The 12,836-nt window shown below is 52.7% G+C and carries 8 protein-coding genes and 1 tRNA gene; all 9 read right to left on the bottom strand.

All coding sequences use genetic code 11. From position 1 onward, the window contains the following. Positions 1–4 precede the first annotated feature (4 nt). The 9 genes from CCALI_RS05880 to CCALI_RS05925 all read right to left on the bottom strand — a co-directional run bounded on the left by CCALI_RS05880 (position 5) and on the right by CCALI_RS05925 (position 12,801). Positions 5–550 (bottom strand): YqeG family HAD IIIA-type phosphatase, encoded by a 546-nt coding sequence (locus CCALI_RS05880; RefSeq protein WP_016482557.1) that lies wholly within the window; start codon positions 548–550, stop codon positions 5–7. Positions 551–876: 326 nt separating this feature from the next. Then, positions 877–1,296: a Holliday junction resolvase RuvX gene (gene ruvX / locus CCALI_RS05885; protein ID WP_016482558.1), complete on the bottom strand. Its 420-nt coding sequence runs from the start codon at positions 1,294–1,296 to the stop codon at positions 877–879. Between the two features lie 88 nt (positions 1,297–1,384). Next, positions 1,385–2,443 carry a beta-galactosidase gene (locus CCALI_RS05890; RefSeq protein ID WP_155850488.1) on the bottom strand — a complete coding sequence of 353 codons (1,059 nt, stop codon included), beginning with the start codon at positions 2,441–2,443 and terminating at the stop codon, positions 1,385–1,387. A 110-nt stretch (positions 2,444–2,553) separates the two neighbouring features. Further along, positions 2,554–5,163, bottom strand: coding sequence for a fibronectin type III domain-containing protein (locus CCALI_RS05895; RefSeq protein WP_016482560.1), 2,610 nt, complete (start codon positions 5,161–5,163; stop codon positions 2,554–2,556). Between the two features lie 275 nt (positions 5,164–5,438). Further along, positions 5,439–5,511: transfer RNA gene (locus CCALI_RS05905), tRNA-Asn, on the bottom strand. Positions 5,512–5,596: 85 nt separating this feature from the next. Continuing rightward, complete coding sequence (locus CCALI_RS05910) at positions 5,597–9,061, bottom strand: SLBB domain-containing protein (protein ID WP_016482561.1); 3,465 nt, start codon at positions 9,059–9,061, stop codon at positions 5,597–5,599. A 28-nt stretch (positions 9,062–9,089) separates the two neighbouring features. Further along, entirely contained in the window at positions 9,090–10,223 is a 1,134-nt protein-coding gene (locus tag CCALI_RS16605) for a peptidylprolyl isomerase (RefSeq protein WP_016482562.1), read from the bottom strand. A gap of 35 nt (positions 10,224–10,258) precedes the next feature. Beyond that, the gene (locus CCALI_RS05920; protein WP_016482563.1) at positions 10,259–11,404 is read right to left on the bottom strand and encodes an acetoin utilization protein AcuC; all 1,146 of its coding nucleotides are present in this window, start codon (positions 11,402–11,404) and stop codon (positions 10,259–10,261) included. A gap of 116 nt (positions 11,405–11,520) precedes the next feature. Continuing rightward, positions 11,521–12,801: a dihydrolipoamide acetyltransferase family protein gene (locus CCALI_RS05925; RefSeq protein WP_016482564.1), complete on the bottom strand. Its 1,281-nt coding sequence runs from the start codon at positions 12,799–12,801 to the stop codon at positions 11,521–11,523. Positions 12,802–12,836: the final 35 nt, after the last annotated feature.

Raw genomic sequence — 12,836 nt, forward strand, 5'->3', positions numbered from 1 at the left:
AGCTCTAAACCCGTGCCTCCTTCAAATGCCCTCTTCGTCGAAAATACCATAGGAGCAAGCGCTCCGGCGGTCGGCTTATAAAGCGTGTGTAGAGAAACTCATGCGGATGCAGTGGCTGCACCATAATGGTGTATAACCCCATACGATTGCCACCAAAAATGTCCGTAAACATCTGATCGCCGATAATCACCGTTTCCGCAGGCGAGGTGCCAAGGGCCTCTAAAGCACGACGGAATCCGCTGCGTGCAGGCTTCCTCGCCCAGCCCACAGCCTTGATTCCAAAACGGTGGGCCATACGCTGCGACCGTCCCGTGCGCAAGGAGTTGGATAGCAAGCAGATACGAATGCCTAATCGCTTTAGCTCCTCAATCCAGTTCGCCACCTCGGCCTCTATTTCCTCTTTTTGCCACGGCACCAGTGTGTTGTCTAAGTCCAAAACAACCCCTCTAAACCCGCGCTCCCAAAGCTCTCGAGGGGCGATATCGAGTACGGAACGTACATAACGATGAGGACAAAATCGCAAAATCCCTTTCCGCTCACCTGCTTCCATACCTGCATCCAACACTCCCATCTCGTTCTAGCGGAACGTCTATCTTTCTCCCGAAACGACTCGCTGCCCTCATCGCGCCAAATAATACCCCATAACTAACCCTCTCTTCGAATGCCTATGCCGAGCAAGGCCGAACCTTGTTTTGCCTCTGAGCAAGACGTCTATACCCAAGGGCACTTGTCTATTGTACACTATCTTCCCTTAAAAACGCAGTCAACTCTCTTCTGGCACATAAAAACAAGCATTTTGATATTACAACAGGTGGTCAAGGAGGCCTGTCGTAACAGGCTTCATCATCGCAATGCTGCCAGTTTGAGCGGCTCTCCCTACTTGTGCTGCCGGCGGTCGAGATAGGTTTGTAGAATAAGACAGGCCGCGTTAGCATCTACTACCTCTTTCCGACGTCTGAAGTCGCTCTCCAAAGAGCGCAACACCCTTTCTGCCTCCAGTGTGGTAAAGCGCTCGTCAAGAACTTCTATGGGAATACGCACATTGCGACGTAAAATCTGTAGGAAAGCTTCCACTTTCTGTGCTTGAACCCCTTTTTGCCCCTCCAACGTCAAAGGCAATCCTACAACGATACGCCCTATCTTTTCGGAAGCCACTAAAGCGCGAATAGCAGCCATATCGCGACGCCATCCCTCCTGGCGAACAATGGTTTGCACTGGGAAGGCCCAACGTTCCTCCTCATCACTTATGGCAACGCCTATCGTTTTTTCTCCGACATCTAGTCCCAGTATTTTCATAATATGGTTAATCCGTAACCGATTTTTTGCTAGCCGCTAGTTCCTCTACCTAGCAACAATCAGCCTATATGCAGTCAATATGAAGAATTCAAGCAGGCCTTTTACCATTCTTCCATTGTTTAATAATACGTTTTGTTATGCTGCCTACCTCATTTAGACGGCCTTGGTCATCCATCAAGTTCTCAAGTACGCCAACAAAGAGGCCGTTGCAGCCTAAATCCCATGCGAGTTGGGCCTGTTGTAGCTGCCTCTGTGGAGTTGGAGTAATATCCCATTCACCAATTGTTTGCACTCCTAACTTCCGTAGATTTTCAACCTCTGGACGGGTTTGCCATCCGGGAACTACCGACACGATGGCCACATCGGCACGTCCGAGTTGGCGTAGATGGCTTAGGTAGTATTCTGGATACCGTGCAGCATAGGGTCGCTGATCAGGAGCGATAAAATGGGAGAGCCAAACCCAAATTTTTGGTTGGACTCGCGTCGCAACAGCCTCGCTCCATTCTTCGGCTGTTTCCAGAATGCTCTGACGATAAAAATCTAAAAACGTATGGCACGCTACTGTTTGCTGGTAGTGGGACGGGGGGAAAATATCGCCAAACTCCGCATAGTGTGTGCCCCACGCCGTGTTGAGGTGATGGATAGAGGAGAACCGGCCACGAAGAAAATAATGGTAGGCCATGAGGGCGTAGGGATCGAATGCCCAAAACGACCCCCACAAATAGGACAACTGGCCTTCCATCCCTACTCCAACCTCAACACCATCCACTAGATCGAGCAGCCCACGTCTGCTCAAGTAGGTAAAGATCTCTTTAATACCTTTTAGAACCTCCGTATGAACCTGTGGGCTCCAGATGGAACCGGCCCAGGTACCATATTCTCCTTGAGCATTTCTCGGCTTTGTATCAGGATACCTTTGCCAGAACCAATCTGGCACGCCGTGGCTAAAAATCGACACAATGGCTCTGAGGCCAACGCGCTTAAGCAGGGGTAGGTAGATATCAGCTGCATGAAAATCGTACTCGCCTTGTTCATTCGACCAGGGGCTTAGCGGGAGTCGATGGGTATCTATGCCGAGCGAGGCTGCACCTTTCACCCGATCGGGACTGCCAATACCACCCCAAGAGACAAACTGTATAGGTTGCATAGATTTTAATGCTTTTGCAGGTTTTCTAGAGAAATCTACATAATCTCCGATCAAAACTTGTCCTATTCGAACTAAAAACTCCCGACGCTTCAAATCCTCAACTCCTTTCGCTACGGGGTGCTAGGATAGGGAACATGGCGACCATCTTGAGTAACCCATACGACACCGTCCCATTGCCAAGCCTGGTAGGTAAAGGAGGCATCATGAGAACCGGTAAACCAGTTTGATGGTGGCGTACACGTTTTGGTTCCACTAGGGCGGAGGTTGACAAAAATGATTCGTTTCGGCGGGCCATACTTCTTAAGGAACTCTATGGCGGTGGCTAATTCCTGGCGGAACGAGGCCGGAAGGTCTTTCCATTCGGAGAGCCGATGCTCACTAAGCGCTGCTAGAAAGTTCCCTCCTAACCCATCTAGCATTCCTCCGGGGCTCATTTCTGCCAGTTCAAAGGCACGATGTTCTAGGGTCGGTTCGTCTACAAAGCTAGGACGGTCGTAGCTATTGCCCACGGAAAGCCACCAGAGATCAGGCATGTCGTGCTGAATACCAGCTCCAGCCACAAACCCTCCTAGCCAAGCCGTCGTACATTCCCCCCAAAGACGATAACCAAGCCAAGCTGCCGTGCGATAGAAACGCCACCAATAAGGCTGACAAGGAATAGCCTCTTTAGTTTGACCCTCCAAAAGGGGCGTATAGTCCACTCCTTCCAATCCTCCGAATCCTCCATCCACCAAAATCCCATCAAATCCTAACAGCCGGCCCATGCGAAGCGCAGGATAGAGCTGGTCATCGAACCATCCGCTTGCCATGCTCATTGGCACCCATCCGTAAGGGGTATCTTTAGGCCATTCACCGTTCTTATCGCGTCGTATCCACTCCTCAGCGTGTTCACGAACGCGTTTGGCACCAAACTGTTCCAAATAGGGTGCGCCACAAGGAAATTGTTGATACTCCTCTGCGCGCGGATCCCCTCCCCAGAAGCGATCGGAAAGCGCTAAAGGCAAGCTCATTGTCAATAGCTCCCCCCTCATCCAAAAAACGGGTTGAATACCTTCTTCTTTGAGTTGTCTACACATCATGGCTATCTCTTTATTCGCTCCGTAGTTGGGATCGTGCAAATATTTGGAAGAAACGGAGTACGGTTGACTAAGCCAAAAGTCATGCCAGAACGCAAAAGCGTCTATTGAGTTACGATGCCATACTTTGGCCAACTGCTTAGCGAAAGGCAGCAGACCTACTTTCGCTAAGCGCTGGCCATCCAACGTGCCTGTGTACACAGAGGCCGTTAAGAAGGCAGGCTTAAAGCCAAATGTCCTAGCGTTACGCCATAGAAAATGGAGCTGTGCATCGGTATAACGTTGCGGTACTGGCGGAAAGTCCCTACTTATTTTGGGACTGCTATAAAGATAGTAGACTGTATCTACCACAAACCGGCGTCCAGCCTCACCGCAATCGAAGGCAAGGTTTGGCCAAACCCCGTTATGCCCCTCTTCCGGGTAACTTGCAAATTGGATGTGGGCGCAGTGATAGAGTTGCCGTGCTACAAAGATCAGATTCCCACTACCCCAATCAAGAAAGCCCATGGGTATAGCCTGTAGACAGCCTAGGTCTGCATGGTAGCCACCACCACGACGAGGTGTCCCAGCTAACATTGGTTGGGTAATATCCCAAGAAGGTGAAAAGTCCACGATTCCTGCTGAATGAAAATGGGCATAGTAAAGGCTTACATTCTTGCGCTCCCCCTCTGGACCGAAGCCGTCATTTAAGCAGATCTGATATCCCCATTTAAAATAGGAGGGTACGAACACCTCTATTTTACGTGCTAGCCCAATGTAAAGGGTCTCCCCTATTTTCTTCCGTATAGGCCAAAAGGTTTGCCAAACGCGAATAGCGGTCCAACGCGCCCAACCTGTATCCTCTACGGGCAACCAGCTCTCAAAGGTCACCCTTTCCCCATCTATATGGGAGCTAACTAATCCTCGAAATGTACGATCGCCAAGATCGCGGGCAGGCGAGGTGTAGTCTACCGTATATGCATCACCAAGCCATGGATGGTCTTTAGTTTTTTGTGGTATGGTGGGAAAGCCATGAACATCCATTTTTACCATATCAATCCCGTTGCCGTAGGGAGTGGGATAGAGCAGATGCTGTCCATCAGCAGCCTGCCAATCGCGCCAACGGGCGATGTCTTCGTCAAAAACAATGCTCTGTCCGTCAGCCCAGCGAACAACAACCCCATGCGAGACCGCCTCATGGTAAGGGCCGAACGATAATGAGACCGCTCCGGTTTGTAGCGTAGGGGAACTAAGAGGGGTAGGCTTTACATCCACAGAGCGAGAACGCTCCGTTTCGGCTCCATTTCGTAATAGGCCGGCTACAGTAAAAGTGTAGGTTTTTCCATTTTCTAAACCGGTTACCGTCCACTCTGTCCGATCTGGGCTAACGGTGGCAATCAGTGCCCAACTATTGCCCCTTCGTATGAAAACTCGATACCCCCTTAATTTGCCAAAAGCAGCCTCTGGACATGGATCCCAGCAAAGATAAGCTTTTCGATCACCTCGATCTGCAAAGAGGACAGGAGGCAACACCGGCGGGTTTAGGGAGGGATTTTGAGCCACTGTGGAGGACACACTGTACAAGGTTTGAATCTCTCCATAGAGAATCAAAGCAGCAATGAGCAGCAACCACTTCCTTTTCCTTTTACCTCGAGGAGATGGCATATTGACCTCCTTTCTGCATTGAAAAAGACGAGGCTTCAAGCCAGTTTTGGGAGAGTATTAGTGACGGTTTCTTTGACACCCAAAAAGATAAAAAGTTACAGAAAATAGCCTGCAGCCTTCTAATCTCCTCCAGGTTCAGCGGTATCCAACCTCCATCTGTAAGGAGTCTACCAGTATCACTGCCATCAGCCCCTGCCTTCACCTTTCGTACCCAAATGCGGCCATCAAAAGCAAAAAGGTAGAACTTCTGTGGAAGTTCTACCTTACGCCACTCACTCCCCGCGATGGACTCGAACCATCAACCCTTCGGTTAACAGCCGAATGCTCTGCCGATTGAGCTAGCGGGGAATAAACGCTTTCGCCGAAACCACTTTTATTGTGGCACGGCGAAGAGTTTCTTGTCAAGAGATTCTTCGGTATCTTCCCATCTATTCTACAGCCCTACTAGCCCTGTGGCAATCCGGAAAATAATGGCGCTGGTCGTAAGGGAGCGGAAGAAGTCCTCGATGTTGTTTCCTCCTCCCGAAAGTTTGGCAGCAAGCACCTTCGTAGGGACAAAGATCAGATCGCCTGGTTCGAGAGAGCGCACCTTATAGCCGGGAGTGAGGCCACCTCCGGCATGAATCACCACAATATGGTCTATAGCGGCATCCGGAGCATAGCCACCTGCCTGATTGACATAGTAGAAAATCCCCTCGCCCTTACGGTAGATGACCCCTCGGGGCTGGACAACCGCCCCGATAACCTGTACCGTCGTGGGAATCGTCGGAATAGTCAACTGATCCCCATCGGCTAACAGCAGATCGTTCGGTCCTCCTGGGTGTTTCAAGGCATCCGGGAGGTTAATCGCGATGTTGCCGTTGGGCTGTAAGTCGGTTGGGCCAAGCACGCGCGGAGGCGAGACCAAATCGCGCTTAGAAAGCTCTAAGGCTAACGTGGCTGCGGCAGAGCTGCCTGCCGCTTGACCATTTGAGGTAAGTGGCACACTGCTTGTAGCCGCATTGCCCGCCGCCTTAATGCGCTCCAAGTCGGAAAGCGCTAGCTGTCGTTTGTAGTCACTTTGGTTATAGAGATCAGACAGATCACTAATGACACGAGCCAGCTGCTTCTGCTCCGGCGAGGCCATCTCATCCGGATTCCTGTTGAACTGTGCGCCCTCTGGAAAGGCTTCCTTTGTTAGTCCCCCTGCCATACGAACAAGATCGCTAAGACGGGTTGTCTTGGTGATAATGTAGGGGCCTGGATGCTCCACTTGTCCTTGAATATAGGCTACCATCGGCTTTTCTTGGTAATGGCCGACTCCTGGAACGGTTACCACATCCCCATCGCGTAACAGGGGGTCTTGGTCGGGCACGCACTCTCCATGAGGGCCACGTGTGACCATCACGGTTTGGGTAGGACTCTCGTTGCCGCTTACGAACTGGCGTGCATGGGCAATTACGATCTGATTGCTGGCGTTTGGTAGCAGCCCTCCAGCGAGTCGCAATAGATCGCTAAGATGCATATCCTCGCCTCTATCGTACTGACCAGGAGCGTTCACTAATCCCAGGATCACCACCTTATGAGCCGGCATATACTGCGCTTGCGCCTCGGTATAGACAGCGACAACGTCGTTATCGTGCACAAGGATATTCTTTTGGCTATCTCCTGCCTGCAGTTCATCAATGGTGGCGTAGTAGTAGCGCTTACTTCCATCGCCGTTTTGGCGCTCATCCACCACCAAAGCGGCATCGGGAAGGGGCCCACCGGCCTTTAGCAAGAGATCGCTGAGATGCATTCCCTCACTATACTGATACACTCCTGGGCGTTGTACATCCCCGCGAACGGTTACCTTGCGCTCCCCCATAAAGGCGGCTTGTTGGACGGTATACACCTCCAGCTTGTCCCACCGCTGCAAGGGGATATTGGCCGTTGGGTCTCCTTCTAAGGCCGCAGCCAAATTAATGGGAATGTAGGTTGGAACGCCGCTTGGACTCCAACGGTAGAGAGCAGCGCGCTGGAGATAGGCTTCACTTAACGGACCACCGGCCATCTGGACGAGATCGGCCACGCGCATTCCTGGGGTGAGCGCATAGGCGCTTGGCTGAGCGACTGCCCCGTCAATCCGTACTAAGTTCTCAAGGGTAGGCCGCAACTGCAAAACATTCACGATATCTCCGTCGTAGAGGCGGAAATGCGCGACGGCGGCACTATCTGCGAGGTCTACCGTGTGAATCACCCTCGCCTTGCCCGGCTGTACCGTAATCACCTGCACCGCATGGCTGACACCGGCCGCACGAACGCCGCCAGCAAGGCGGAGGAGATCGGCCAACGTCTCCCCCTGCTTCAACTCATAACAGGCCGGAGAGCGCACCTCACCCATCGCATAGACCCGCTCATCGGTTCCGGGCACAAAGATGACATCTCCTGGTTGAAGGGGAATATCAAAGCGAGAGGTTCCTCCTTTAGATGGCAGATCGGCCATAAGTTGATAGAGGTCGAGTGGTAAAACTTTATTGCCTCGACGCACCTCGATATCGCGGAATGAGCCGTCCTTTGTAGGCCCTCCAGCGGCATAGAGCACATTGAATGCGGTGGCCACCGCAGGAACGATGTAGGTGCCCGGTGCAAACACATGTCCCATCACGGTCACCGAGATGGTGCGCAATCGTGAGAGGCTGATGGAGACATCCACATTACGATAGTAGCGGCTTAGATGAGCACGCAACGCCTGCTCGGCCTGAGCCAGTGTCATCCCAGCTACGTTCACTCGACCATCTTTGCCTAAATCCAACTCCCCTTGAGGACTCACTTGCAAGGTAAGCACGCGAGGTTCCATAGCCGGATTAGAGTAGCGAACAACCACCACATCGCCCCCAAACAGCTGATAGTTCAAAGGCGGAGATGAAATAATGTTGAACACCATCTGTTCGAGGGGATCGGCCACCCCGTTATAGGCGTTAATCGCATTTTCGCCTGACTGTTGTGTTGGGGGGATTCCATAGACGCCGTTAGGCTGCCCACCGTACGATGAGTAAGAAGGTGTCCCGTAGGGGAAACCCATCATAGGAGGCATATTGGTGTAGGGCGCATAAGGATAACTATAGGGAGCAGCATACGGATAGGGGTTTCCGACCCCTGAAGCGGACGTTGCATTCTCAGGGTTCTCGGAGGGAGCAATTGTTTGCCTCGTTGCACCTGCCCCCAATGCCATGGCACCGAGCGGCTCTAACAGAGATTGCGGAGCTGAGGTTGCCCCGGTAGCAGGCGGTACCGTGGGTTGAGAGGGCTGAGGCGAAGTAGGCGCATTGGTGGAAGCCGGTGGAGTTGGATTGACTGTCGTAGCGCCAGTTGTATTCAGATTGCTCGTAGGCAGGGCTGAGGCAGTCGGGGCTGTGGCGTAGGATGTTGCAGCACCTCCAATAGTCATTTTGAGATAAGGATAGTACTGCATCAAAAAGGCACGACGCGCAAGAATGTATTCACGTGCAGGCTCGAAAAAGTCGTATCCGAAAAGAGGGAGGTCTTCAGGTCGTTTAACGGTGCGGGCATCTGGCGGATTCGGGCTATAATCTCCGAAATCCTTTAGGCTCTGTTCCAAGGTCTGCTCCACCGCCTTGTTTGGGGTACCGTTGAGACCTTTGCCGCTACTATCCGTCGGTTGCACTAGCGGATTGGCGGGTGGTGCTACAGGTGTCTGCTGCTGCTTCTGAAGGGCCTTTAGATCCTCCTCCTGCTTTTGGGGCGTTGGAGTAACCGTAGTGCCAGAAGTCGAAGGTGGATTCTGATCGCCGCTTCCCTGCGCATAGACGGGTTGGTTAGGGCCTAGAGATACCCCCAAAAGCCCTAAACCAAAACCGACTAACCCAGGAATGCGAACCCATACAGAGCTTAGCGAACCGGAAGAACGACCTGCCATCTTTCTCGCCCCTCTCTAACGAAGCATCTTAACGTCCATCCTGTGGCGGCAAGCCTACAGGGGCCGGAGGCTGTAAGTTGTTTTTCAAACCGGCCTTTTGAGACAGTTGCGTGAGATACTCATTCGCCTGTTGATTCAGAACCTGATCAAGCACCTGCTGGCGCTGATCGGCCGGAATCTGATCACCGGCTTTTATCACCTCGATGAGATGATAGCCATACTGCGTATGCACCGGCTGACTGATCTGGCCCGGTTTTAAACTAAAAACAGCCGCATCAAAAGGAGCTACCATCTGCCCGCGCATGAAGACACCCAAATCGCCACCTCGGTTTTTAGAGCCGGGGTCGTCACTATATTTTTTGGCAGCATCCTCAAAACTGATCTTTTTCGCCAGAATCTGCGCGCGAATCTGTTCTGCCTTCGCCTTCGCGTCGGCATCGGCCTTTTTGTCGGCAGCTGAGGAGTTCGGCTGAATATCGGGTGCCTTGATAAGGATATGACGCGCATCTACAAAATCGCCTGGCCCTATAGGGTGTCCAAGCTTCTTTTCGAGGTTTTTTTTCATCAATCCCTCAAGTAGCAAACGAAAACGCTCCGATACGCGCAGTTGATCGCGACTAATATGGCGTTGAGCAAGAAACTGATCATCTGTAAGATTGGCCGGAATCACCCCCTGAGTTCGCAACTGTTTGAGTTGCTGGTCGAGGGCCTGATCGACCTCAGCAGGAGTAACGGTCACCCCCTCTACTGAGGCCTCGTGCTCCACCATCATGAGCTGCAAAATCGCGTTGACCGCATTGTAGAGACTAGCTGGCGGATTCTGTTTCAGCTGTTGCAGCACCTCATCCGGTGTCAAGGTAACCGACGTTTTAGGACTATCTCCAAAGAGCTGATCGGCCACCGACGGACCGATCACCTGGGCCACGGTGTTCTCAAACTGTTGGGGAAAATCTTTACGAAACTGGGCAATAAAGTCGTCCCATGTCAGGTTCTCCCCAAAAACGCTACCAACAATTTGCGGGGCTCCCCCACTAGGGGCTGCACTGTTGGCCTGTTGGGATGCCCCCGAGTTCGGTTGCGCCTGAGGCATCGCCACAGCGCCTCGCCACACCACTGTTAAGGCTATTCCCAAAGGGAACAGTACCTTCTTTGCTTTGATCATATTGATAGAGATGCTCCTTCGCAAGCATTATATTGTTAATTGACACTAGATTTGCCTAGCCCATAGTAAGGAAAGAGAAGGTTTTTGACCTGTTGAACGGTTCTTTTCGCAAATGCCCATGCGGCCTGTCGTTCTGCATCGGAAACCGCCGGCGCGATGGGGTCGGTAAGTTGCGGTATGCTTTTGTGATAGGCATAACTTTGTGGGGTTGCGTCCGCTATCTCCTTGCCGACCAGGGTGGCCACCGCCAACGTCCACATGCGCGGAACGGTGGTTAAATTATAGCCGCCTCCACCTACGGCGACAATAGGTTTGCCGAAGGCTTTCACGTCCTTAACGGCCTCCAACCACCCCTGCGCGCTCAAACAGACATGGGCAAGCGGATCGTAGGCGTGGGCATCGGTCCCCATCTGCAGAAAGATGGCTTCAGGATGGTAAGCTTCTAGAATAGGTATTGCTACCTCACGCCATGCCCAAAGCCATACCTCATCGGGCGTGTTGGGTGCCAGTGGGATATTAACGCTTGTTCCCAATCCGGCCCCTTCGCCTATCTCCTCAGGGAAGCCAGTGCCGGGGAAGAGCGTTTTTCCACTCTCATGGATAGATATGGTTAAAACATTTGGATCACGATAAAACGATTCCTGAACCCCATCCCCATGATGCACATCAATATCTACATACGCCACACGCGAAAACCCGCGAAGTAGGCGCCGTATTCCTACTGCACAGTCGTTTAACACACAAAAACCGGAAGCACGACTGTAGTGAGCATGATGCAGGCCTCCCGACAAGTTGAAAGCCACTGGTTGATCCTCGTGTAATTTCGCATCGATCACGGCCTGTGCTGCACCTATGGAGGCCCCTGTATAGCGCATGGAAGCGGTATAGATGCGAGGAAACAGGGGGTTGTCAGGTGTATTTAGCCCATACCGGTACACATCTGACACCGACTCACCCCTCTCAAGACGCCGTAGCACATCAAGATACTCTGCACTATGAGAGAGGCAAACCTCTTCGTCGTTTGCAAGTTCTGGCTCAACCTTTTCCAAGGCCTCCTGAAAAAGCCCGTAACTCTCCAGAAGAGCATAGGTCATTTCTAGCCGAATCGGCTTGAGAGGGTGCCCCGGCCCCATATCGTATTCAAGAAGCTTCTCAGAGAAGAAGAAGCGCGCCGGTTTCATAACGGCATAATGTCCCTTTACACAACGCCGCAGCGGCTTTGCCTGTGCATTTTACCGGATTTTACTTGCAAAGAGGTTCCCACTCTCTACGAATGCGCTTTTCACCTGGCGAATCCTTAGGAGAGCAACGACAGCGGCGCCTCTAAAACTCGCTTAAGCTCCTGCAAAAATCGGGCGGCCACCACCCCATCGAGTATCCGGTGGTCGGCGGAGAGGGTTACCTTCATGCGAGCACGTATGGCGATCTCATCGGTATCGCCCACGACAACCGGCTCACGGAAAATACCACCTACCGCCAATATCGCGGCGTCTGGCGGGTTAATGATGGCCGTAAATTCATCCACACCCATCATACCAAGGTTGGAGATACTGAAAGTGCTGCCACTATACTCCTCTGGCTTCAGCTGGCCACTGCGGGCTTTGGCGATCAGCTGCTTGGCTTCAGCAGATATCTGCCTTAACGTTTTGGCTTGACAATCGCGCACCACCGGCACGATCAGCCCCTCCTCGATGCCCACGGCGATCCCGATGTGGATGGCCTCGTGTCGCACAATGGTGTTATTATCCGTCCATGAAGCGTTGACCTCGGGCACACGAGAGAGGGCAATAGCGCAGGCCTTGATGATGAGATCATTCACTGTGATCTTATTTCCCTCGCTTGCATCGGCGTTAAGCTCTTGCAGCAGCGCACGCGCCCGATCCATCTCGATGACCATAGTAACATAGAAATGGGGGATATTCTGCTTGCTCTTGCGGGTGCGCTCGGCAATAGCCCGGCGCATGCGCGAGGGCTGCACCTCTTGCCCAGGAACCATCGTGGGTGAGGGTTCTGGGGCTCGCTCCACAACGGGAGCAGGCGCCGAAGTCGTTGGCGTTGTTTGGCTTTGCAGAAAGGCGCGCACGTCGCGCTCAACGATGCGCCCGTGTGGTCCCGTACCTTTTATCTGATGTAAGTCTATCCCGTACTGCTTCGCGATGGAGCGCGCCAGGCCTGAGGCACGCACGCGCTCCTCCGGCTTAGCGCCTGTCGTTACCGCCGATTGAGAGAATGGGGTAGAGGCGTTAGCGGGTGCCTGGGCAGATGAAAGCAGATTTTTGGATTCCTCGGTGGAAGAGGAGGTCGCTGTACCGTTCGAACGCGGCGAATCGATCTTCTGTGCGGTCGGCTCACCAACAATAGCAACGACCGTTCCAATAGGGACGGTCTCACCGGGCTGCACGAGGATCTTCGTCAAAACCCCCTCCTCATACGACTCGAGAGGGACTCTTGCTTTATCCGTTTCGATCTCGGCGATCGCCTCACCTTTGGCAACCGTTTCGCCCTCTTTCTTCAGCCAGGCGATAATTGTCCCCTCTTCCATGCCATCGCCCATTTTAGGCATGCGAACTTCTGCCATGAGTTCACCTCAACAGATAGAAAGGAGGCCATGCC

The organism is Chthonomonas calidirosea T49 (assembly GCF_000427095.1).
Lineage (GTDB): Bacteria > Armatimonadota > Chthonomonadetes > Chthonomonadales > Chthonomonadaceae > Chthonomonas > Chthonomonas calidirosea.

Bases quoted from the DNA above. Each gene is read 5' to 3' on its own strand.
- CCALI_RS05880 (WP_016482557.1), bottom strand. From the start codon at position 550: ATGGAAGCAGGTGAGCGGAAAGGGATTTTGCGATTTTGTCCTCATCGT.
- ruvX (WP_016482558.1), bottom strand. From the start codon at position 1,296: ATGAAAATACTGGGACTAGATGTCGGAGAAAAAACGATAGGCGTTGCC.
- CCALI_RS05890 (WP_155850488.1), bottom strand. From the start codon at position 2,443: ATGCAACCTATACAGTTTGTCTCTTGGGGTGGTATTGGCAGTCCCGAT.
- CCALI_RS05895 (WP_016482560.1), bottom strand. From the start codon at position 5,163: ATGCCATCTCCTCGAGGTAAAAGGAAAAGGAAGTGGTTGCTGCTCATT.
- CCALI_RS05910 (WP_016482561.1), bottom strand. From the start codon at position 9,061: ATGGCAGGTCGTTCTTCCGGTTCGCTAAGCTCTGTATGGGTTCGCATT.
- CCALI_RS16605 (WP_016482562.1), bottom strand. From the start codon at position 10,223: ATGATCAAAGCAAAGAAGGTACTGTTCCCTTTGGGAATAGCCTTAACA.
- CCALI_RS05920 (WP_016482563.1), bottom strand. From the start codon at position 11,404: ATGAAACCGGCGCGCTTCTTCTTCTCTGAGAAGCTTCTTGAATACGAT.
- CCALI_RS05925 (WP_016482564.1), bottom strand. From the start codon at position 12,801: ATGGCAGAAGTTCGCATGCCTAAAATGGGCGATGGCATGGAAGAGGGG.